Annotated in this window: 18 protein-coding genes, 2 tRNA genes and 1 pseudogene; 1 reads left to right on the top strand and 20 read right to left on the bottom strand. The window is 27.9% G+C overall.

The annotated features are described in order from the left end of the window. Window positions 1-8 precede the first annotated feature (8 nt). From thrA to rplU, 20 genes and pseudogenes are all read right to left on the bottom strand, one after another. On the bottom strand, window positions 9-2468 hold the full coding sequence (gene thrA / locus M9405_RS00455) for a bifunctional aspartate kinase/homoserine dehydrogenase I (RefSeq protein WP_250223325.1): 2460 nt from the start codon (window positions 2466-2468) through the stop codon (window positions 9-11). A 702-nt stretch (window positions 2469-3170) separates the two neighbouring features. After that, on the bottom strand, window positions 3171-3611 hold the full coding sequence (locus M9405_RS00450) for a DNA polymerase III subunit psi (protein WP_250223324.1): 441 nt from the start codon (window positions 3609-3611) through the stop codon (window positions 3171-3173). A 58-nt stretch (window positions 3612-3669) separates the two neighbouring features. After that, the gene (locus tag M9405_RS00445) at window positions 3670-5358 is read right to left on the bottom strand and encodes a DEAD/DEAH box helicase (RefSeq protein WP_250223323.1); all 1689 of its coding nucleotides are present in this window, start codon (window positions 5356-5358) and stop codon (window positions 3670-3672) included. Window positions 5359-5778: 420 nt separating this feature from the next. Then, complete coding sequence (gene pnp / locus M9405_RS00440) at window positions 5779-7866, bottom strand: polyribonucleotide nucleotidyltransferase (RefSeq protein ID WP_250223322.1); 2088 nt, start codon at window positions 7864-7866, stop codon at window positions 5779-5781. A gap of 210 nt (window positions 7867-8076) precedes the next feature. Then, window positions 8077-8346 (bottom strand): 30S ribosomal protein S15, encoded by a 270-nt coding sequence (gene rpsO, locus M9405_RS00435; protein WP_250223321.1) that lies wholly within the window; start codon window positions 8344-8346, stop codon window positions 8077-8079. A gap of 307 nt (window positions 8347-8653) precedes the next feature. Continuing rightward, on the bottom strand, window positions 8654-9382 hold the full coding sequence (gene truB, locus M9405_RS00430; protein WP_284345871.1) for a tRNA pseudouridine(55) synthase TruB: 729 nt from the start codon (window positions 9380-9382) through the stop codon (window positions 8654-8656). Window positions 9383-9402: 20 nt separating this feature from the next. After that, window positions 9403-9831: a 30S ribosome-binding factor RbfA gene (rbfA, locus tag M9405_RS00425; RefSeq protein WP_250223320.1), complete on the bottom strand. Its 429-nt coding sequence runs from the start codon at window positions 9829-9831 to the stop codon at window positions 9403-9405. Window positions 9832-9869: 38 nt separating this feature from the next. Next, window positions 9870-12401, bottom strand: a complete 2532-nt coding sequence (gene infB / locus M9405_RS00420; protein WP_250223319.1) for a translation initiation factor IF-2 — start codon at window positions 12399-12401, stop codon at window positions 9870-9872. A gap of 160 nt (window positions 12402-12561) precedes the next feature. Next, a complete protein-coding gene (gene nusA / locus M9405_RS00415) occupies window positions 12562-14073 on the bottom strand; it encodes a transcription termination factor NusA (RefSeq protein ID WP_250223318.1) in 1512 nt (503 codons plus the stop codon). Window positions 14074-14487: 414 nt separating this feature from the next. After that, a tRNA-Met gene (locus tag M9405_RS00410) sits at window positions 14488-14564 on the bottom strand. Between the two features lie 117 nt (window positions 14565-14681). After that, window positions 14682-14767: transfer RNA gene (locus M9405_RS00405), tRNA-Leu, on the bottom strand. 125 nt (window positions 14768-14892) lie between these two features. Next, window positions 14893-15177 carry a preprotein translocase subunit SecG gene (gene secG, locus M9405_RS00400; protein WP_250223317.1) on the bottom strand — a complete coding sequence of 95 codons (285 nt, stop codon included), beginning with the start codon at window positions 15175-15177 and terminating at the stop codon, window positions 14893-14895. Between the two features lie 124 nt (window positions 15178-15301). Beyond that, entirely contained in the window at window positions 15302-16660 is a 1359-nt protein-coding gene (glmM, locus tag M9405_RS00395) for a phosphoglucosamine mutase (protein WP_250223316.1), read from the bottom strand. Window positions 16661-16686: 26 nt separating this feature from the next. Beyond that, window positions 16687-17526, bottom strand: coding sequence for a dihydropteroate synthase (gene folP, locus M9405_RS00390; protein WP_423775048.1), 840 nt, complete (start codon window positions 17524-17526; stop codon window positions 16687-16689). Window positions 17527-17739: 213 nt separating this feature from the next. Continuing rightward, window positions 17740-19590: pseudogene (gene ftsH / locus M9405_RS00385) on the bottom strand (ATP-dependent zinc metalloprotease FtsH); the annotation flags it as partial. Window positions 19591-19638: 48 nt separating this feature from the next. Then, entirely contained in the window at window positions 19639-20262 is a 624-nt protein-coding gene (locus M9405_RS00380; protein WP_250223313.1) for an RlmE family RNA methyltransferase, read from the bottom strand. A gap of 314 nt (window positions 20263-20576) precedes the next feature. Continuing rightward, a complete protein-coding gene (gene greA, locus M9405_RS00375; protein WP_250223312.1) occupies window positions 20577-21053 on the bottom strand; it encodes a transcription elongation factor GreA in 477 nt (158 codons plus the stop codon). A gap of 264 nt (window positions 21054-21317) precedes the next feature. Continuing rightward, on the bottom strand, window positions 21318-22337 hold the full coding sequence (cgtA, locus tag M9405_RS00370) for an Obg family GTPase CgtA (protein WP_250223311.1): 1020 nt from the start codon (window positions 22335-22337) through the stop codon (window positions 21318-21320). Window positions 22338-22687: 350 nt separating this feature from the next. Continuing rightward, window positions 22688-22945 (bottom strand): 50S ribosomal protein L27, encoded by a 258-nt coding sequence (gene rpmA, locus M9405_RS00365; RefSeq protein ID WP_250223310.1) that lies wholly within the window; start codon window positions 22943-22945, stop codon window positions 22688-22690. Window positions 22946-22972: 27 nt separating this feature from the next. Beyond that, window positions 22973-23293 (bottom strand): 50S ribosomal protein L21, encoded by a 321-nt coding sequence (rplU, locus tag M9405_RS00360; RefSeq protein WP_250223309.1) that lies wholly within the window; start codon window positions 23291-23293, stop codon window positions 22973-22975. Window positions 23294-23497: 204 nt separating this feature from the next. Between rplU and ispB the strand changes: the two genes are divergently transcribed. Then, window positions 23498-24469 (top strand): octaprenyl diphosphate synthase, encoded by a 972-nt coding sequence (gene ispB, locus M9405_RS00355; RefSeq protein WP_250223308.1) that lies wholly within the window; start codon window positions 23498-23500, stop codon window positions 24467-24469. The last annotated feature ends 32 nt before the right edge of the window (window positions 24470-24501 follow it).

Genomic DNA, 24501 nt, shown 5'->3' with positions numbered 1-24501 from the left:
AAAAAGTTTTAAGATAAAATACGTAACAAATCAGCAAATACTCCAGCAGCAGTCACATTATTTCCAGCTCCATAACCCCTTAGCACTAATGGTATTGGCTGATAATATTTTGTTAAAAATGCAAGCGCATTTTCTCCATTTTTTACTTTAAATAAAGGATGAGTATTATCTACAGATTCAATTTTTACGCGACATTTTCCTTTTTGTATACTGCCAATATAACGCAATACACAGCCAGTTTTGTGAGATTTTTGAGACTTATCAAAAATATAATCATCTAATACAGATAATTTTTTAAAAAAATCTCTTTTATCAGAAAAATCATATTTTTTTATTAAATCACTTGGCATTATTGGATCAATTTCAATATCTTTTAGTTCTAATTCATATCCAGCTTCTCTTGCTAAAATTAATAATTTTCGAGCTACGTCTATACCAGATAAATCATCTCTAGGATCTGGTTCAGTATATCCCTGTTTTTGCGCTAAAAAAGTTGCTTCAGATAAAGACAATCCTTCATCTAATTTTCCAAAAATAAATGACAAAGATCCAGATAAAATTCCTGAAAAATTTATTAATTCATCTCCAGCATTCAATAATTTTTGCAAATTATCTATAACAGGCAAACCTGCTCCAACATTAGTATCATACAAAAATTTCTTTTTTGACTGTAATACAGCTTCTCTCAATTTTTTATAATATTGCATAGATCTAGTATTAGCTTTTTTATTGGGCGTAATTACATGACATCCATTTAATAAAAATCCTAAATAATAATTCGTAATCTCAATACTACCTGTGCAATCAATAATTACTGGATTAATTAAATGATTTTCTTTAATATAATTCATTATCTTCTTTATATTAAAGGGTTCTTGTGTATTATGTAGTAATAATTTCCAATTGTTTAAATTAATACCACATGTTTTAATATACATCACTCGAGAATTAGTTATCCCGCAAACACGTAAATCAATATGTTTGTTTTTTAACCAATAATGTTGTCGTCTAATTTGTTCTATTAGCGCTGAACCAACACCACCAGATCCAATGATAAATACTTCTATTAATTGATCCGGACTAAATAACATTTGATGCGCTACTTTCATTCCAATGTTAGCAACATTATTATTTACTACGACTGAAATAGAACGCTCTGAAGATCCTTGAGCTGTAGCAATAATGTTAATATTAGCATGGGCCAATGCTTGAAATAATTTTCCAGATAACCCAAGTTTAGTACGCATTTTATCTCCTATGACTGAAATAATTGCAAGATCTTCTATTATGTCTATTGGTTCTAAAAGTCCATTTTTTAATTCTAAAGTAAATTCTTCATATAATGTGGCACAAGCTCTTGATAATTCCGTATAGGGTATACAAAAGCTTATACTATATTCTGAAGATGATTGAGTAATTAATACTACTGAACATATCGCTTTAGACATTGCAGAAAATATACGAGCAGCCATGCCAATCATACCCTTCATACCTGGACCAGATACATTTAACATAACCATATTTTTTAAATATGTTATGCCCTTTACTATATTATTATCAACATTATTATTAGTAGGACCAATTAACGTTCCAAAAACATTAGGTTTAAATACATTTTTTATTAAACATGGTATATGAAATTGCGCAATTGGCACAATAGTACGTGGATGTAAAATTTTAGCTCCAAAATAAGATAATTCCATAGCTTCTTGATAAGATAATGAATGCAATAATTTTGCATTAGATACTTGATTCGGATCGCAAGTATAAATTCCATCTACATCTGTCCAAATTTCACAACGTCTAGCATTTAAACAAGCTGCTAAAATTGCTGCGGAATAATCAGAACCGTTACGCCCTAAAGCAACTAATTCACCTTGTTTATTACCTGCAGTAAAACCTGCCATTAATATAATATCTGCCTGAGAAATAGAGATTTTTTTAATACGTTTTGCAGATTCTTCAATATTTACTGTAGCAGCAAGATATCCTCCCCCATAAGTTATCAGATTATTTACTGGATCAATAACAACTAATTGTATATTTCTTGCAACTAATATACCTTTCATTAAAAATACAGATAATTTTTCTCCTAAACAAATAATACTAGCATTTATATTATCTGGACAAAATTTTAATAAAGAAATTCCATGTAGTAATTTTTTTAATTGAATAAATTCTTTTTCTAATAAAACACGTAATGTGACAAAATCAAATTTTGGTTGTATTTTAGATATATCTAGTAATAAAGAATTAAAGATAATTTCTATATTTTTTATGTGTTCTGATGCAATATTATTGTTTAAAGCACAATCAATAACAGATACTAAATGATTAGTGATCATTGCAGGTGCTGATAATACCGCTGCTATTTGTTCTTTTTGCATATTTTCTTCAAGAATATTAGCAACGTGAATAAATTGTTTTGCATTAGCAAGTGAGGTGCCACCAAATTTTAATACCCGCATCTTTTGTCTCCTAAAGATTAATGAGAATATCTTGAGCTTTCATTCATAAAAATAGATGTATGGGAATCCTGTAGTATTCCAAACACATTACTGTATCTTACACAAGATTATTATCATAAATAATTAAAAAATTAGAATAAGCACAAATTTTAGCTAATAATATCATTATACATGTTTATACAATAGTATCTACCATAAAATTTTTAATACAATAATTAATTGAAGACATCAACAACAAACATAGATAAATATCTATTTCTTATAAAAATGTTAAAATATAGTAAAATTTATATAAAACAATATATTTTGTATTCAGTTAATGATAATTAATTAAATTATTTTTATTATACAGATATACTATATTTATCTTATAAAATAATTTAATTAGAATTAAACTAAATTTAGTAAAACATTAAAAATTTAACAAAATTACATTTTATAAAAAAAACAGACTATATTCATAGTCTGTTTTTATTTTGACAAAAATATTTAATATTTTAATTTACATTAAACTATTTATATAATTTTTAATTATTCAATACTAAGCAACAGTAAATATGTATTAAATATGCCGATCATTTACATTAAATTTTAGTGTCACTTACTACATTAATGACATAAATACAATATGAATTTAATTCCGAATATTTAATATAGCACTATACGTAACCATTAATAATTATTATATGTAATTTGTAAAATTTATTTACAAATATCGATATTTGAATTAATATTATACCTAATTTGTTCCCATAAAGCACATTTTAATCGAGCACTTTTTCTTAGTCTTAATAAAGATACAGTGTTTATGCACATTCCGCGAAATTTATATAACACTGCAGTATCAATCCACCAAGAATGACAAAAAAAATTTTTCGGAAAAATTAAATTTTTAAATTGTTTAATAGTGATCGATTTCACTTCTAGAGAATTTAATTGCATAGCATGTATAACATCTTTAATAAAAGAATCGTATATTGATATACGTGTACTTGAAATTAATAATAAACGCGTATTTATCCAAAATTTCAATAAGATTTTATTTTTTACAGTAATAGGATATCTTAGTCTCCATAATACAATGTTTAACTCTGCTAAAATAGCATATTTCGCTTTTTTATTATTATTAATTAACATATTCATATAATGTATAACTATCAATAACTTATTCAAAATAATAAAATGTTTCTAACTCAGAATATCAAGTTCCTAAAAATTTTAAATTTATAGGTTTATTTAAAATACGAGCACGAGATAATCGTTTAAAATTTTTATTATTTAGTAAGCCTTTATTTAATTCAAAAATAGCATAATCAGGAAATAATTGAATGTTACCAATTTTATTATAATGAATATTATAATATTTATTGGAAAGCACCTTAATAATATGATGTTTTTTTACTCCATCATCACTGCCCAATGATATATGATAAATATCCATCATATGTCCATTAATTTTAGGTTTTAATTTAATTTTTGCAGATTTATTACTAATACTAGTGATAGTATGTTTTTTATATTTTTTAATTTTTTGTGTTATTTGAATGGTTTTATTTTCAGAATTTAAATTAGATGAAAATACCAATGGACGATTACCTTGCGCCATTTTTAATAATACAGCTGCTAAATTTTCTATAGTCAGATCCTTGGTAGGTTTTATATGTGTCAGCAAAGATCGATATATTTCTAAATCATTACTAATATGCAACTGGTGTGCTATTTTTTTCGAAAATTTGTTTAAACGACAAGTAATTAAATCTTTAGAAGAAGGATGTTTAATTTCAGGAATATTTAAATGTATTTTACGTTCGATATTACGTAATAAATTATATTCTTTACGTTCTACAAATAATAAAGATTTCCCAATACGTCCTGCCCTACCAGTCCTGCCAATACGGTGTATATAAGAGTCAGAATTCATTGGTATATCATAATTTATGACCAAACTAACACGATTTATATCTAAACCTCGAGCTGCTATATCTGTAGCTATAAGAATATCTAATGTACCACATATTAATCTATTCACTGTTTGATATCTTATCTTTTGGTCCATATCACCATTTAAAGCAGCACTATTATAACCAAATTGCTCTAATATTTTAGAAATTTCTAATGTTGTATTTTTAGTTTTAACAAATACAATAGCTGCATCAAAATCTTCTGTTTCTAAAAATCTCATTAATGCTTCATGTTTAGCAATGCCCCGTACCAACCAATAATTTTGTCTAATGTCAGAGCACATTTTAGTATTTTCAGTAATATATATTTCTTTGGGATTCCTCATAAACTTATGACTTATTTTTCTAACACTGATAGGTAGAGTTGCAGAAAATAAAGCAGTTTGACGTTGAATTGGAATATTTTTAATAATATATTCCATATCCTCAAGAAAACCCATACGTAACATCTCATCAGCTTCATCTATTATTAATGTTTTTAATTTTGATAAATTCACAGTACCACGATTTAAATGATCTATTAATCTACCTGGAGTACATATAATAATATGAGGATTTTTTCTTAAGGCATTTAACTGAATATTATAACTTTGTCCTCCATATAAAATCACACTACTTATGTTTTTCATATACTTTGAAAAATTAATACACACTTTTCCAATTTGTATTGCTAATTCTCTAGTAGGAGCAACAATTAATCCTTGCGTAAAAATATCATGAATATTTATGTTATGTAACAATGGCAAAATAAATGCTGCAGTTTTTCCACTGCCTGTATGAGCCATACCCAAAACATCATGTCCAGATAATAAATACGGAATACATTGTGTTTGTATAGGTAATGGTTTTTTATACCCAAAATCATGTAGTACATCAATTATATTAGGATTTAATCCTAAACTCACAAAAGAATCTTCGGTTTTCGACATTTGTCGCGCCTCATTGTAACTAATACCTTACTATATTATAAATATAACTCAAATAATGTATCATGAAATTTTATATATTTTATTAAAGATAAAATCATATCAAATCATAGCTAATATACATGTTTGTTATATGTTTTGATAAAAACATATAACAAACATCTCATTTCCATACAAAAATATTTTATATAAAAAATTTATTTTTTAGTTTATCAACTACGATATATATTATGAATATATAAATATGTTGTATTTAATTAACTAAAACTTTGATATTTTTAATTAAAATAAAAAACTTTTAATATCTTTACTTTTTTTTCAAGTAACAGTATACAGTTTGCTAATTTGTCTAAACATCAAAAATTAATTAGTCACATTATGTATAAACCGATATGTAAATGATATAAAAAATATTTTATATATTTATATACCTTTCATACTTAAACGAATACGTCCTTGACGATCTACTTCCATTACTTTCACTAATACCTCCTGTCCTAATTTTAAATAATCTGAAACTTTGTTAATTTTCTTTTCAGAAATTTGAGAAACATGTACTAACCCCTCCTTTCCAGATAAAAAAGTAACAAATGCTCCAAAATCAACTATATGAGTTACTGTTCCAGTATAAATCGCTCCAATTTTAATATGAGCTACAATATCATTAATTCTTTGAATAGCTTTTTTTGCTTTTTCAAAATCTAGAGCTACTATCTTAATAACGCCAGTATCTTCAATATCAATAATAGTATTAGTTTCATCAGTAATAGATCGAATAACTGATCCTCCCTTTCCTATAATATCTTTAATTTTATCTGGACTAATTTTTATATTATATATTCTTGGCGCAAACTTAGAAATTTCTCTATTAGGATGTTTAATTACTTGGTCCATAATATCCAGTATGTTAGATATAGATTTTTTTGCTTTTTGCAAAGCATATTTAATAATATTGCAAGTAATACCGTCTATTTTAATATCCATTTGTAATGCTGTAATACCTTTTCGATTACCAGAAATTTTAAAATCCATATCTCCAATATAATCTTCATCACTAATAATGTCAGATAATATTATAAAATTATTATTATTTTTAATTAAACCCATAGCTACTCCAGCTATTGCTGATTTAATAGGTACTCCAGCATCCATCAACGCTAAAGAAGCGCCACAAATAGAAGCCATGGATGATGATCCATTAGATTCCGTAATTTCTGATACAATCCTTATTGTATAAGGAAATTCGTTAGAATTTGGCATAACTGCTAACATACCACGTTTTGCTAATCGACCATGTCCTATCTCTCTTCTTTTTGGTGCTCCTATAATACCAATTTCTCCAACACAATATGGTAAAAAATTATAATGTAACAAAAATCTATCAGTATATGCTCCAGTAATTCCGTCAACATTTTGTGCATCACGTTCAGTTCCAAGAGTTACAGTCACTAATGCTTGTGTATCGCCCCTAGTGAATAGAGCTGAGCCATGTGTTCTCGGTAATATATTAGTTTTTATATTAATTTTTCTAATTTCATCAAATGTACGTCCATCAATACGTAAATTAGCTGTAACAATATGATTGCGCATCGACTGTGTTATTAATTGATTTAAATAAAATATTATCTCCTTTTCATCAAAAATAGATGAATCATCATATTTTTCAAAAATAATTTTTATTATATCTTTTTTTACAACTTCAATTTGATTTTTGCGTTCACGACTATCAAAACACTTCAGTATATCCTGTTTACGCGAATCATATAATGAAGTAACATGATTTAACAAAGGCATGTTTATTTCTTTTTCTTTCCAGAAAAATTTAGGTTTTCCAACTAATTTAACTAATTTATTAATATTTTTAATTACAATTTGTTGTTGTTCATGTCCAAAACTGATTGCATCCAGTATTTCAGTTTCATTTAACAAACATGACGCTGATTCTACCATTAAAATATTAGACTCAGTACCTGAGATAACTAAATCTAATTTACTATTAGATAATTCTGCCATGGTGGGATTCAATATATATTTATTTTTAATATAACCAATTCTAGCAGCACCAATTGGCCCTAAAAATGGTATATCTGATAAGCTTAATGCAGCAGATGTTCCTATAATAGCAACAATATCAGGATTTACTTGTGGGTTAACTGATATTACTGTAGCAACAATTTGTACATTATGCATAAAACCTTTGGGAAATAAAGGTCTAATAGGACGGTCAATTAAACGAGAAGTTAACGTTTCATGTTCACTAGGACGTCCCTCTCGACGAAAAAATCCTCCAGGAAACTTTCCAGCAGCATACGTACGCTCTTGATAATTTACTACAAGTGGAAAGAAATCTTGTTCTAAATGCGAGTTATTAGTACTCACTGCAGTTACGAGAACTGTAGTATCACCCATGCTTACCATAACTGCAGCATTAGCTTGACGCGCTACCGTTCCTATATCTAAAATTACAGTATGTGATCCGTATTGAAACTTATGAATAATTGGATTCAACAAAATATTATCCTTTTACGTTTATAAAACAATGTTTGTTATGTACAATATAACATGTAATTAAAATAAGAAATTATATGTCACATCAATATACGCAATCATAGAATATTTTAATTTTAATAAAATCATTTAGTTATTTTTACATATACAAGACTTTATATTAAATAAAGTACCAATAATTAATAATGACTCATTATAACTGAAATACCATAACTAATGCCTTAATTTTAAGGACCTAATTACATTAGCATAACGTAATATATAATTTTCTTTCAAATATTTTAACAATCTTCTTCTTTTTGAAACTATTTTAAGTAATCCTCGTCGCCCATGAAAATCTTTTTTATGCATTAAAAAATGATTCTTTAAGTAGTCAATACGTTGGGTTAATAAAGCAATTTGCACTTCAGTAGTACCAGTATCTTTACTATTTCGACCAAATTCAGAAATTATCTCAATTTTTTTTTTAATATTACACGACATATTTAATACCTTTTAGCCCAAATCGAATGTAATTAAATGAAAATCTAAATTATGTATTTTACTTATTAAGAATTGTAAATATAAAACAAATAAATTGCGTGATACCTACACATTCTGATAAGAAAATAAAATTATTTTATACATTATCTATAATTTTCTTCTTTTGTACACAGTATGCTACATATTATTCTTTTCTATTTTGGAAAATCTTATTTTAAAAATTAATCGTAAAATGATGTTGATCAATTAAATTGTTACATGATGAGATCAATATCTGTATAAACTATTTATAATGTTATATTACTTATCAAGTATTTATAGTCATACACATATTTTTAATATTATCTACAGATACTAATAATGTGTCTAGTTTGCGTAACACTTCTAAATCACTAAAAGCATTATTGTAATAAATATTTTCTAAATTCTTAAAAGTAACCATAGATGAACATTCAAAATATCCTATGGATAGTCGTCTTAATTCTATAACATGCGCACCGCAACTTAAATATTCTCCAATATCATTTATTATACTACGCACATAAGTACCTTTCGAACAATATATGTATAATTCAATAATATCATTTGATTTTTTCAGTAATCTACAATCATATATATGAACGTTTCTGGGCTTTCTGGTAATTTCTATTCCTTGTCTAGCATATTTATATAGAGGTACACCGTTATGTTTCAAAGCTGAAAACATTGGAGGAATCTGTTTTTTAATTCCTATAAAAGATTGTATACATTGTTTTAATTCATTATCATGTAATCTCACAGGAGATATTCTTCTTATTTTACCATCAGAATCAAAAGTATTCGTACTTATTCCTAATTTAGCTACTACCTTATATTTTTTATCAAAATTTAATAAATATTTAGCTAATTTAGTAGCTTTTCCAAAACAAATAACAAACATACCTGTCGCAATAGGATCTAATGTGCCAGCATGTCCAACTTTTCTTGCGCAAAAGAAATACTTTATTTTATTGAGTAATGTCCCAGAAGATACACCCTTAATTTTATCTAATAACAAGAATCCATCAATTTCTCTTTTTAAAATATTTTTATATCTTTGAACTCTGAAAAATCTATTTTATTTTTTTTTTTTTTTTGCGTTATAGTAATTGGTTGTTTAGTATTTATAATTAAATTGCAAATTCTAGCACCTTCTATTAAAGAATTATCATATTTAAAAAACAACACTGGCATTACACGTAAATATAAAATTTTAGCCAAAAGGAATCTAATACATCTTGCTGCACGTTGTAGTCTAATAATAGAATTGTTAGCCTCTTCTAAATTATTTTTATTAAAAAAAGTTACAAACACATTAGCGTATTTTAAATCTTTAGAAACTGTCACTCCAGAAATTGTAGGAATATCAATATTAATATCATTTATATTATGTTGTAATATAACGGAGATTTTTCTATGTATTTCTTGTGCAACACGTTGAGAACGATAATTGTTTTGAAAATACATTCTTCTCTCTCCACTATTATAAATATTAAAATTTCAAATTAAGATATATTTGATTCTTTTAGAATATCAAAAACCTCTATTTTATCATCTACACAAAAACTATTATAATTTTTTATACCAATACCACATTCTGCTCCAGAACACACTTCATGAACATCCTGTTTAAATCTACGTAACGAATCTAACTCCCCTTTATAAATAATTTTATTATTTCGTATTACATGAATTTTTTTATGTACTTGTATTTTTCCTTCCATCACTATGCATCCAGCAATGTTTCCATATTTTGGTGAACTAAAAACATTGCGCACTCTTACTAATCCCAAAATGTTACGCTTACATATTGGAGTTATTAAATTAATCATATGATGATTAATATCATTAATTAAATTATAAATTATTGAATAATATCGTACATCTAATTGATGCTTTATTATTAATCGTTTTATAGAAGAATCTGATTTAACGTTAAATCCTAAAATTATCGCATTAGAAGCAACAGCTAAGGATACATCAGTTTCAGTTATACCACCAATAGAAGCAGTTAAAATTTTAACTATTATATTGTTTTGAGATAAATCTCGCAATGCTTTACAAATTGCTTCAGATGAACCTTGAGTATCAGATTTTATAATTAAATTTAATTCCGTCACTATATTATCAGTGGTTTTAATACTATTAAAAACATCTTTTATATTAGGCTCTTTTTGTTGTATATGAGATAATTTTGCTTCACGTAGTTTTCCTTGACGATATAAAGCTACTTCTCGTGCTTTTTTATCGTCGCTGACGACAACTAAAATATCTCCAGATTCAGGAACCCCTGATATACCTAAAATTCCTACTGGAATAGATGGACCAGCTGTTATAATACTCTCTCCAAATTCATTATACATAGCACGTACACGTCCATGTTTAGTGCCACATAATACTGAATCACCACATTTTAATGTACCTTCTTTTATTAAAACATTCACTACTGGTCCTCGACCTCTATCTAAAAAAGATTCTATTACTACAGCACTTGCCATTGCATCATGTAATACTTTTAGTTCTATCATTTCTGATTGTAACAAAATTGCATCCAACAATTCATTAATACCTGTTCCTAAAGTAGCAGAAACATTTACAAATTGCGTATCACCACCCCATTCTTCTGGTACCAAACTATGACTATTAAGATCATGCTTTATACGATCAATATTTATACCAAACTTATCAATTTTATTTATTGCTACTACTACAGGTACTTTAGCACATTTTATATGTTTTATTGCTTCAATAGTTTGCGGCATAATACCATCATCTGCAGCTACCACTAGCACTACAATATCAGTTAATTGTATTCCACGAACACGCATAGCAGTAAATGCCGCATGTCCTGGAGTATCTAAAAAAGTAATCATACCATTGCTAGTATTTACATGATACGCTCCAATACTTTGAGTAATACCACCAACTTCAGAAGACGCTATTTTAGTAGAACGAATACGATCTAATAAAGATGTTTTTCCGTGATCAACATGCCCCATAATAGTTACTATCGGAGCACGTTTTTTATATATAACATTATGGTTTAAATTAACATTACGATCTTTTATAATCGTCTTTTCTAAATCATTTGAAGAAGTTAAAATTACATTATGTCCCATTTCTTCTGCTATTAATTGTGCAGTGTCTTGATCCAATATTTGATTAATAGTAGCAATAATACCTAATTTCATCATTATTTTAATAATGTTCGAACTTTTTATTGACATTTTTCTTGCTAATTCTGATACACTAATCGTATTTCCCAAAGAAATATTGCGCGTTACAGCATTAACAGGCTTATTAAAAGCTTGTAATAAGGTGCTGTGTTTACGTTTATATTTTACTGTCCTATAATTATAAGGGGATATTTGTAAAGATTCTTCATTATTACTATAGTAATAATTAGGTATAATATTATTGTATACACGTTGTTGTTTATTATTAAAATTCTTTCTATTGTGTTGCTTAATCAATTTATTACTACTAACTTTACTTTTTGATAAACGTACACGAGTAAAGAAACGATTTTTACGTTCATTATCAGGTTTTTGATAAACACTTTTTTCTTCTAGAAATGCAGAAATACCTAACTGATTAGGTACAGCGTGTTTTTTTAAAATTTCAATATTAATATTTTGTGAAATTTTATTATTGTGATTATTTTTATGATCACTATCACCAGATAGTGCTGTATTCACTATTGTTAAAAATTTTTTTTCATATTTATTATCTAAATCTTTTAATACTTCTTCTTTTTCAAGCACTGAACCACAATCATTATGTTTTTGAGTATTTTCATTTACTAATATTTTTTTTGCAGAAACATTAAGGGATTTTTTACTTGTATTTAATGAAGAAAAACTATCGTTACTGTTATTAGTAACTTTTTGGACAGGATCATTTATATACGTAAGCTTCTTTCTAATCTCTATTTGTATCTGTTTATTTTTCCCGCTTGCATTAGATACATTTAAAGTGCTACGTGTCTTTCTTTGTAAAGTTAATTTATGATAAGTATCATTTTTGTTAAAATTCATATTTTTCAATAAAATTCCTTCTTATGTAAATTAAGAGACCCATATATATTGTTATGTAGTCTAAAATTTTTTTTAGAAAACCTAAAAATCAATTAATAATACAATTACATTTATTTCTTTTATGATAAAAGAAAACTATATTGTAGTGTTTACTAAAATACTAAAATTTATCGTTATTTTTAAACCAACATATATTACGAGCTTCCATTATTAGTTCCCCAGTTCTTTCTTTAGTAAGCCCTTCAATACCAGAAAGGTCTGAAACATCCAATTCTGCTAAATCTTCTAAAGTAGAAATACCGCGTTCTACTAACTTGCAAGCTATATCATATTCGATATTCGATAATCTTAATAATCCAGTAATCAAACTAGTAGTAGTTGGATAATTTTCTATTTTATTATTTTTATCTGAGTGTTCAGATAAACTTACTAAAGCAATTTTGGCTTTATTTCTAATAGTTTCTATTGAAGTCTTATCAATTCCTTTTATTTCTAAAAGTTCTTTTATAGGAACATACGCCAACTCCTCAAGAGAAGAAAATCCGGAATCAATTAAAAGTTGAGCAAATTTCTCACTGATTCCTAAGGAATGCGTAAAAATTTTAATAATAGCACATACTTCAATATGTCGTTTCTTTTCTAAATCCTCCACAGTCATAATATTTAATGTCCAACCACTCAATTGTGAGACTAAACGAATATTTTGACCATTCCTACCAATTGCCTGAGCGAGATTATTTTCTTCCACCGATATATCCATAGTATGCTTGTCTTCATCTACAACAATAGATGCTACATCAGCTGGAGACATAGCATTAATTACAAATTGTACAGGATTTTTATCCCATAACACTACATCCACACGTTCCCCTCCTAATTCGCTGGAAACGGCCTGAACACGCGCTCCCCTCATCCCAACGCAAGCTCCTATTGGATCTATATTTTTATCATTTGTTTTGACTGCTATTTTAGATCGCGAACCTGGATCTCGAGCTACTGATTTAATTGTGATTAATTCCTCTCCAATCTCTGGTACTTCAATTCGAAATAACTCGACCAACATTTCTGTACGAGAACGACTTAAAAATAATTGAGGACCTTTAAAATCTGGTTTGATCTGATATAAAATTCCGCGTATTCTATCCCCTATCCTGAAATTTTCACGAGGTAGCATTTCTTCTTTATTAATGATTCCCTCTGCATTATTACCTAAATCTATATTAATACTATCCCGATTAATTTTTTTTACAATACCAGTAACAATAGTACCTTTTTTATTTAAAAAATTTTCTACAATAACCGCGCGTTCAGCTTCACGTACTTTTTGAACAATAACTTGTTTGGCGGTTTGAGTAGTAATACGATCAAAACTAATAGACTCAATCTTATCTTCAACACAATCGTATACTTGAATATTAGGCTGTTCTAATTGCGCAGCCTCCAATGTTATTTCCCTAGTAGGTTGAGTGACTTTTTTTACAACCACCCATCTTCTAAATGTTTTTATTTCTCCTGACTTACGATCAATAGTAACACGCGCATCAATATCCTGTTCATATTGTTTTTTAGTAGCTGTCGCTAGAGCAACTTCTAATGCTTCAAAAATTTTCTCCTTAGGTATTGCCTTTTCGTTAGATACTGCTTCTATGACAACTAAAATATCTTTATTCATTTCGAATATCTCAAAAATGATATTATCTAATTATTTAGAATAATTAATACATCTCCTCCATTATTTCAATTGCATTGACCAACCTCTACAAGCAACTCTACTTATAATAAAGTTATAGTTAAAACCAAACTGGTCATAATGGTAAAATTATATTCATAAAATTCCATATCTCTAGATATATACGATAAATTTTTTAGAAATTTCTATATATGGCATAATCATATCAACACTTACTTTAATAAATAAGTTTCTAAAAAATTAGCTAACACACCTATACTCTTAATATTTTCTGCAATTAACTTACACATCAGTTTTAAGTCAAATATTTCTTGTTTTCTACTACATAAGCAAACCGGATTAACAGAACGACATGAAACTATATCAATTTTGTAAACACTAAAAAAATCAATTTATTGGTTGCGGGGATTGGATTTGAACCAACGACCTTCGGGTTATGAGCCCGACGAGCTGCCATACTGCTCCACCCCGCGATCCTACGCTACAAATTATAAAATTAATTAATAAAAATAAGAAACGTGTATTCAATGACTACAAACCGTGTATTTTAACACTCTCTTTCAAAAAAGTAAAATTTATTTATAGCAAAATACCGAGGACGGGATTTGAACCCGCAATCTCCACACAGAGAACTACCACCTCAAAGTAGCGTGTCTACCTATTTCACCACCTCGGTTTAAAATAAAATGTTTTTTTAAAAAATCTATTTATAATTAATCAAAATTTAAATTTTACTTAAAATTTGTTTTAAACATTTACTATAATAAATTTATATTAGTAATATTTATTTTATAAAAAATTTTATTTATTTAAAACAGTTGTGTTTCTTATATTCGTTTGTATAACACTTTTATTTTGTTTACTATTTATATTACCTAATAACAAACTAATTAAAAAAAACAATATAGCTAAAATTACTATAATGCGAGTTATACCATCTCCAAAGTTAGATGAATGTAATACATTTCCTAAAGAACGATTACCAAAGATTCCTCCTGAATCATTATGTTTATTTTGTTGTAATATAATTAATAAAATCAAGACTACCGCTATTATTACAAATAATACTAATAAAAAGTGATACATGATATTATACAACCTTTTATATATACAAAAATTCTAAATAAATATTTAATTTATTATTATATCTATAAAACCTCTTTATAATATAATATTATATAAAATTTTAGAAAAACTATCTATTTTATTATTATATGGAATTGATCGCTGATCTAATTGCAGAAGCTATTTTATTTGCTAAACATAGTATTTTACTGTAATATTTCCCCTCAACCATAATACGAATATATGGTTCAGTACCAGATTTACGAAGTAACACGCGACCTTGTTCAAATAATTCTTGTTTTGCTGCCTGAATTTCTTTTTTTACTATCTTAGATTCTAAAGGACTTTTAATAGAAGAACAATATACATTAACTAAAATTTGCGGGAATAAAAACATATCATTATGTAATTCATACAAACTAACACAATTGCTTACCATTGCAGATAATATTTGTAATGCAACAACAATTCCATCTCCTGTAGTAGTTTTATCTAATAAAATAATATGCCCTGAGCTTTCTCCGCCGATATACCAACCTTTATGTTTTAAAGTTGAAATCACACAACGATCACCGACATTAGCGCGAACAAAAGGAATATTTAATTGTTCTAATGCTTCTACAAGCCCTGTATTACTCATAGTAGTCCCTACGACTCCTCCTATTAATTTTTTACGATATAATTTTTCTTTCGCAATTATATATAATATTTGATCACCGTTTACTTTATTACCAAGGTGGTCTACCATAACTACCCTATCTCCGTCTCCATCGTAAGCAATACCTAAATCTGCTTTTCTAGCTAAAACTTGAGCGCGTAATTTTCTAATGTCTGTAGTACCACATTCTTTATTAATATTAAATCCATTTGGATGACATGCAACAGTAACTACATCCGCACCTAATTCACGAAAAACACTAGGAGCGATATGATACGTAGATCCGTTAGCACAATCTAAAACTATTTTTAATTTTCTTAAACTCAAATGCGCTGGAAAAGTACCTTTACAAAATTCTATATAACGACCAGGCGCGTCAATAATACGATTAGCTTTACCCAAAAATTTTGGCGCCACACATGTCAAGCATTTATTTAATTCTCTTTCTATAGAGAGCTCTACTTCTACCGCTAATTTAGTACCCTGAACAGAAAAAAATTTAATACCATTATCATAAAATGGATTATGCGAAGCAGAAATCACAATACCTGCAGCAGCTCTAAAAGCACGAGTTAAATAAGCAATAGCAGGAGTAGGGACTGGGCCAATTAATGCAGTAGATACTCCAGCTGCAGCTAATCCTGATTCTAATGCTGATTCTAACATATACCCGGAAATACGAGTATCTTTGCCAATAATAATTTGATTACTACATTTATCACTATTCAATTTACTAAATACATTACCTGCCGCCCAACCAAGTTTTAAGATAAAATCTGGAGTAATAGGCATTATACCAACTCTACCTCTAATACCATCAGTTCCAAAATATTTATGACGCTGCATATTAAATACTTTCCTAAATAAATTAATTACTCTTTATTATATTGTAAAGTAGCTTGTACTGCTTTTAAAGCTTCTACTGTTTCACGAACATCATGAACACGAATAATATGTACTCCTTGCATCGCTGCAATTACTGCACAAGAAATACTACCTATTAATCTTTGTTGAACAGCATATTGACCAAAACTAAGCATTGATTTACGTGAAAGCCCAATTAATAAAGGTATATCAAAATGATGAAAATGCTTTAAATTAGCCAATAATTTATAATTATGCGCTACACTTTTTCCAAAACCAAAACCTGGATCCAATATTAATTTATTTCTACTAATACCAGCAGATTCAAAACGAATAATCTGATCATGAAAATAACCATCTATTTCAGTAATAATATCAGAATAATATGGAGATTTTTGCATATTCTGAGGATTGCCTTGCATGTGCATTATACATATTGGCAATTGACATTCTACTGCAACTTGCATTGCTCCTTTCATAGTAAAAGAACGAATATCATTAATTAAATGTATACCATTATTAATATTAGCACTTTCACGCATTACCAACGCTGAAGATGTATTAACAGAAATTAATACATCAAAACGTCGGGATACTTCATGTATGATAGGTATAACACGTTCTAACTCTTCTGATTCACTTAATATTTTAGAACCAGGTCGGGTTGATTCACCTCCTATATCAATTATGGTTGCTCCAGAATTAATCATATTAGAAACATGATCAATTGCTTTAGACAAAACACAATACTTTCCTCCATCAAAAAAAGAATCAGGAGTAACATTTAATATTCCCATAACATGAATTTTAGAAAACTTCAAAATACGCGCATTTAGTTTTAACATTATTTATTTTTAATAAATCTAAAGTAAAAATTTTTATATATTTAAATAATATTTAAAAACTTTGTAAAAGATTTTATATTCATAAACACAATAGTTTTTAAGAAAAATATATTATTTTGACGTAGAATCAGAATGATCATTACACGAGCTTCTATCAGAAGATAACAATTTTTTTGAAGAAGTAGTAGTAATACAAGAAGAAACATCTTCAGTATTATTGGAAGAAGAACCAGGAGCATCTTTTTCCCAATCTAGTGGAGGACGCACCGATTTTCGATTCATTAAATCATTAATCTGTGACGCATTAATTGTTTCATATTTTATTAATGCATCCTTCATAGAATGAAGGATATCTACATTTTCTGTTAATAATTCACGAGCACGCAAATAATTTTTCTCAATTAAACATCTAACTTCTTGATCGATAATACGCGCTGTTTCATCAGACATATGTTTTACTTTAGCCACTGAACGTCCCAGAAATATTTCTCCTTCTTCTTCCGCATATAGCAGAGGACCTAATTTTTCAGAAAATCCCCATTGAGTTACCATATTACGAGCGATAGAAGTAGCCACTTTAATATCATTAGATGATCCAGTAGATATTTTATTAGGCCCATAAATCATTTCTTCAGCTAGCCGACCGCCATATAATGTAGATATTTGACTTTCTAGTTTTTGTCGACTGGTACTAATAACATCACTTTCTGGTAAAAAAAATGTCACTCCTAAGGCCCGTCCTCTAGGTATTATGGTAACTTTATGTACTGGATCATGCTCAGGCACTAAACGTCCAATTATAGCATGCCCAGCCTCATGATAAGCCGTATATTCTTTTTGATCTTCTGTCATCACCATAGAACGACGCTCAGCCCCCATCACTATTTTATCTTTAGCTTTTTCAAATTCTAACATTGATACTGCATGCTTATTTTCTCGAGCCGCAAATAATGCGGCCTCATTTACAAGATTTGCTAAATCTGCTCCAGAAAAACCCGGTGTCCCTCTAGCTATTACCAAAATCTCTACATCTGATGATAACGGAACTTTCCTAATATGTACTTTTAATATTTGTTCTCTTCCTCTAATATCTGGTAATCCAACTACTACTTGCCGATCAAATCTCCCAGGTCTTAATAAAGCTGGATCAAGAACATCTGGTCGATTAGTAGCAGCAATAACAATAATACCTTCATTTCCTTCAAATCCGTCCATCTCTACTAACATTTGATTTAAAGTTTGTTCACGTTCATCATGTCCACCACCTAAACCAGCACCTCTTTGTCGCCCTACCGCATCTATTTCATCAATAAAAATAATGCAGGGCGCTGATTTTTTAGCTTGTTCGAACATGTCTCTAACACGAGATGCTCCAACACCTACAAACATTTCTACAAAATCAGACCCAGAAATAGTAAAAAATGGCACTTTTGCTTCTCCAGCAATAGCTTTTGCTAAAAGAGTTTTCCCTGTTCCTGGAGGCCCAACCATTAATACACCTTTAGGAATTTTTCCACCTAATTTCTGAAATCTATTGGGTTCACGCAAGTAATCTACTAATTCTTTTACTTCTTCTTTTGCTTCATCACATCCAGCAACATCTGCAAAAGTAGTCTTAATTTGATCCTCCGTTAACATACGGGCTTTGCTTTTACCAAAAGACATGGCTCCTTTACCGCCTCCTTGCATTTGACGCATAAAAAAAACCCACACTCCAATTAACAATAACATTGGAAACCAAGAAATAAATACGGATGTAATTAAACTAGGTTCTTCCGGAGGTTCACCAATAACTTTTACTTTTTTTGTTAATAAAATATCAAGCAATTTTGGATCATTAACTGGAATATAAGTAGTATAACGATTACTATCTTTTTTTATAACCGTAATTTCACGACCATTAATACGAGCTTCTTGAATTTTATCTTGGTTTAATTCATGCATAAAAGTAGAATAGTCTATATTTCGATTATTTAATTCATTATTAGGCCCAAAATTTTGAAATAAAGACATCAATACTATTGCGATCACTAACCAGAGACCTAGGTTTTTTACCATATCACTCAAAGGAGTAACCTCACATTATACCAATAATTTGTTATATTCATTCATGTATTAAACTTTTTTATGTTTTTTAGCTACAATATATATTTCACGAGAAGCAGGATTAGAAGAGTATGGTTTACGAATTTTTACTATGTTAAATACAGAACTTACATCATGCAAGTATTTATCTAAATTCTTACCTTGAAAAACTTTTACTACAAAAGTGCCTCCGTATTTCAAAAAATCTTGACATATTTTTAAAGCTAAATTTCCAAGATATATAGATTTATTAATATCAATGATTGATATACCAGTAATATTAGGAGACATATCAGATAAAATAATATGCACTTTTCTATTTTTAGACCAAATATTTATTCCTTCTAAAATTTTTGGATCAGAACAGTCACCATTTAAGAAATCCACTCCACAAATTTTAGGCATTGGTAAAATATCGCATGCAATAATTTTTCCAGTATTTCCTATTTTTTTTTTTGCATACAACGCCCAACCTCCAGGAGCTGAACCCAAATCAACTACTCTCATACCAGTAGTAAATAAATTATCCGTATAATTTATAGCTTGTAGTTTAAACCAAGATCTTGCCCTTAAATTATGAATTTTAGCAGATTTTACATATTGATCTGTAAAATGTTTTTTTATCCATTTTTTAGAATTTTTTTTATTTGTCATACATTAAATTATTTTTATTTCCAATAAATCAATTGTTTCAAACAATTATAAAAAATTTATTATGTTTTATTTTAATAATTAAACAAAATACACTATATATCACAGATATACAGTATTAAATTTCATATTTTTAAAATATTATATCAATACAAAATAAAAAGAAAATTTTTTAATAAAAAAATTAAATCTATTAATCAAGTATATAAAAAATTTTACTAATTTTTTATTAAGACATTTGTATATATAAAATATAATTATTTAATATGTTGTCACAACATATTATTTTGAATGACGCTTACTTTAATAATACTGTCTTAAGAATATATCACTTGAATTATTTTGTATCGTATTTCTCCTTTTGGAGTATCTATACATACAATATCCCCTGTTTTACAACCTATTAAACCCCTAGCAATGGGGGAATTTATAGAAATCATATGTGCTTTTAGATCCGCTTCATCATCACCAACAATACTATATATTTGTCTACATTTTGTATCTAAATTTTCAATATTAATTGTAGCACCAAACACCACTTTACCATCAGTAATTAATTTACTAATATCAATAATATGTGCATTAGATAATTTAAACTCTATTTCTTGAATACGCCCTTCACAAAAACCCTGTTGTTCACGAGCTGCATGATATTCAGAATTTTCTTTTAAATCTCCATATCCACGGGCTTCAGAAATACTTTTTATAATAGCCGGGCGACGCACATTTTTTAAATAATCTAATTCTTCTCTTAATTTTTCAGCTCCACGCAAAGTCATGGGTATATACTTCATGTTGTACCTTCATTATATTACAGGTATTAAAAATAATAACATATACTTGAGTATGATATTACATTTTTATCAAATATTAAATATTTTATACTGAAACTACTATATATTACAGTATATAAATGTTTTACTTGATACAATATCAAAAGACATCAATATACTGTTACTATAAATATAGTAATATAATTATATATACATTTATAATACGAAAAAATTATTTATTAATTCATTAATTATAATGCATATTATAACAAACTCATTTTAGTTTTATGATCGATACATAATAAATTTCATAATAGCATTACATAATTCCGAAACATTTGTCTTATATACAGAGGATATATAATAATATCTTTCTTTCCATTTTAGAGTATTAATGATATATGTGATTTTTTTTTTTACTAGATATGATGCTAATAAATCTATTTTATTGAATATCAACCAACAAGGCTTATAAAGCAAACCGTTCTTATAATTATTCAACTCATTTTGAATAGTAATAATATTATCTAATGGATTGGAATTATCTGAAGGCGCTATATCAACAAAATGCAATAATATATGACAATGCTCCAAATGCTTCAAAAATCTTATACCTAAACCAGATCCATCAGAAGCTCCTTTTATGATACCAGGAATATCAGCAACAACAAACCTATTATAATCGTTAACCTTTACTACACCTAAATTTGGAACCAAAGTGGTAAATGGATAATTAGCTACTTTCGGTTTTGCTGAAGAGACCACGTGCAAAAAACTAGATTTACCAGAATTAGGTAAACCAAATACTCCCACATCTGCTATTAATCGCAATTCTAATAATAAATTATGTGATTCTCCTTTCTCTCCATCCATAATACTATTAGATGTGGTATGATATGAAATATGGCGCCGCTTTATATGACCTGATCCATGCATTCCCCCTTTAGCTACCATTAACCGCTGCTGATGCTGACCCATTTCTCCTAATAATTTATTTGTTTGACGACAAATTACTTTTGTTCCCCATGGAACCTTAATAATAATATCTTTCCCTCTGCTTCCAGAGCATCCATTTTTACTGCCACCATGACCATTACCAGCTTTAAAAACGTTTTTAAAACAAAAATAACTCAAATTATTCATATTAGAATCAGCTAATAACCAAACATTACCACCATCGCCTCCATTACTACTATACAATTTTTTTAAAAAAGGAAATTTCTTTCCAGTTTTCTTGACGCTTATATATCCATTTCCACCATCACCAGCTATCACTGTAATATCAGTCATATCAATAAATTTCATAGGATAACCATTACACAATATATATGATCACATTATAAATTATTTTATAAATATAAACATATCAAAAATACAACATCAAATACTTATAAATAATAATATTTAATAATATATCATATATAATCCAATATAATTACTATAAAATAGTGATCACGAATACATAAAATCATTATTTTTTTGGGTATAAATTTTATTTATACCTATCTGCATATAACATGATTTCATTGAATACAAAACAAATAATATTTATGAAAAATCTATAAACTTTCCAAAATACATACAACAATTTTTTGTTAAAAACCATACCATAAAAAATTAAACAAAAAATGTAATTACTTACATCGATGTTATGTTTAATTGGACACTATGTTTATAAATCTACGGCCAGATGTTTTTTGTTTTGTAAAAAATATTCTACCAGGTCGTAAAGCAAAAAGAGTATAATCTTTTCCGCAACCTACATATTTACCCGGGTGAAATTTATTGCCACGCTGACGTACGATTATCGTTCCCGCAGATACCAAAGTCCCCCCGAAACACTTGACCCCTAAACGTTTTCCACGTGAGTCCCGGCCATTTCTAGTAGAACCTCCTGCTTTTTTATGCGCCATTACTATCACCTACCTATTTTAATATATTTATATTTTATTATTTATACTCAATATTTTTATTTTTGTAAAACGTTGTCTATGTCCCAGACATTTTCGGGAATGTTTACGACGTCGAAACTTGACAATACTAATTTTTTTATATAAACCGACTTCTATAATTTTTGCTGTAATTTGTCCTGTTTTTACTAGAGGATTTCCTATATGAATAAAATTATCACCTTTAATTAGTAATACCCTATCAAATTCAATTTGATCACCAATATTACTATTATTTAATAATTCTATATTAATCACCTCTCCCACAGAAACACGATACTGTTTACTACCGGTTTGAAAAACTGCGTACATAAATAATAGCCTATTTCTTATCTATAATTTAATATTATTTCATATTTGTATTCTTATACATTAAAAATACATGTTTCTCAAGAAAATAAATAAATTCTTATATATTAACTATACATACAACTATTAATTAATATAAAGTATTAAATATATATAATTTATATTTACAATAAAATACTTAAAGAAGTTAATACTTCTATATAATTTATGAATATTAATCAAATTATCCAATTAATTGCTCCAGATATGGCGCATGTAAACTCAGAAATTCGTACAAGACTAAAATCTAAAATTACTTTAATTAATAAACTAGCGCAATATATTATTGATAATAAAGGGAAACAAATTCGACCTATGATTACTATTTTAAGCGCAAAAGCATTACAATATAAAAAAAAACAACATATCACTATCGCGGCACTAATAGAATTTATCCATACAGCTGCTTTATTGCATGATGATGTAGTAGATCATTCTTGTATGAGACGAGGACAAATAACTACTAATGTAATTTTCGGAAATTCTGCAAATATATTAGTAGGAGACTTTATCTATACAAAAGCATTCCAAATGATGACTGAATTAAAATCTTTACGAATACTATCTTTAATGTCTGACGCTGTCAACATAATTGCAGAGGGCGAAATAAAACAATTAATGAATTGTAATAATCCTAATATCACTATAGATAATTATATGAAAATTATTTATAGCAAGACAGCTCGTTTATTTGAAGTTGCATCTCAAGCATCTGCTATTTTAGCTAAAGCCAATATATTTCAAGAAAAAGCATTACGTAATTATGGAAGATATGTAGGTGTTGCTTTTCAATTAATAGACGATTTATTAGATTATGATGCATCAGAAACTATATTGGGTAAAAATATTGGAAATGATTTAAATGAAGGAAAGTTAACTCTTCCTCTGTTGCATACTATTCATCATAGTACCCCAAAACAAGCTTCATTTATTCGAAATGCTATTAAAACTGGAAATAATAGACATTTATTAAATAAAATTCTTAGTACGATGCGGGAATATGGATCTTTAGAATATACCAAAAAATGCGCGACAATAAGAATTAATAAGGCAATATCTTGTCTCAAGATTTTGCCAACATCTCCTTACAAAAAGGCATTAAAGAGTTTAGCTACAAATATCGTTCAAAGAATTCAATAAGTTTCACTTATGTTAAATTAAATTTATATTTA

The organism is Candidatus Blochmannia ocreatus (genome assembly GCF_023585745.1).
GTDB classification, from domain to species: Bacteria; Pseudomonadota; Gammaproteobacteria; order Enterobacterales; family Enterobacteriaceae; genus Blochmanniella; species Blochmanniella ocreatus.
The sequence above is the reverse complement of the archived record's forward strand: the minus strand, read 5'-3'. Positions and strand labels throughout refer to the sequence as shown.

What these genes read in the sequence shown, in the direction of transcription:
- rplU (WP_250223309.1), bottom strand. Translation starts at nt 23,293, where the DNA reads ATGTACGCAGTTTTTCAAACCGGTAGTAAACAGTATCGTGTTTCTGTG.
- M9405_RS00445 (WP_250223323.1), bottom strand. Translation starts at nt 5,358, where the DNA reads ATGTCGAAAACCGAAGATTCTTTTGTGAGTTTAGGATTAAATCCTAAT.
- infB (WP_250223319.1), bottom strand. Translation starts at nt 12,401, where the DNA reads ATGAATTTTAACAAAAATGATACTTATCATAAATTAACTTTACAAAGA.
- nusA (WP_250223318.1), bottom strand. Translation starts at nt 14,073, where the DNA reads ATGAATAAAGATATTTTAGTTGTCATAGAAGCAGTATCTAACGAAAAG.
- glmM (WP_250223316.1), bottom strand. Translation starts at nt 16,660, where the DNA reads ATGCAGCGTCATAAATATTTTGGAACTGATGGTATTAGAGGTAGAGTT.
- rbfA (WP_250223320.1), bottom strand. Translation starts at nt 9,831, where the DNA reads ATGTATTTTCAAAACAATTATCGTTCTCAACGTGTTGCACAAGAAATA.
- greA (WP_250223312.1), bottom strand. Translation starts at nt 21,053, where the DNA reads ATGAAGTATATACCCATGACTTTGCGTGGAGCTGAAAAATTAAGAGAA.
- rpsO (WP_250223321.1), bottom strand. Translation starts at nt 8,346, where the DNA reads ATGTCGTGTAATATTAAAAAAAAAATTGAGATAATTTCTGAATTTGGT.
- secG (WP_250223317.1), bottom strand. Translation starts at nt 15,177, where the DNA reads ATGTATCACTTTTTATTAGTATTATTTGTAATAATAGCGGTAGTCTTG.
- M9405_RS00380 (WP_250223313.1), bottom strand. Translation starts at nt 20,262, where the DNA reads ATGACAAATAAAAAAAATTCTAAAAAATGGATAAAAAAACATTTTACA.
- cgtA (WP_250223311.1), bottom strand. Translation starts at nt 22,337, where the DNA reads ATGAAATTTATTGATATGACTGATATTACAGTGATAGCTGGTGATGGT.
- ispB (WP_250223308.1), top strand. Translation starts at nt 23,498, where the DNA reads ATGAATATTAATCAAATTATCCAATTAATTGCTCCAGATATGGCGCAT.
- M9405_RS00450 (WP_250223324.1), bottom strand. Translation starts at nt 3,611, where the DNA reads ATGAATATGTTAATTAATAATAATAAAAAAGCGAAATATGCTATTTTA.
- rpmA (WP_250223310.1), bottom strand. Translation starts at nt 22,945, where the DNA reads ATGGCGCATAAAAAAGCAGGAGGTTCTACTAGAAATGGCCGGGACTCA.
- thrA (WP_250223325.1), bottom strand. Translation starts at nt 2,468, where the DNA reads ATGCGGGTATTAAAATTTGGTGGCACCTCACTTGCTAATGCAAAACAA.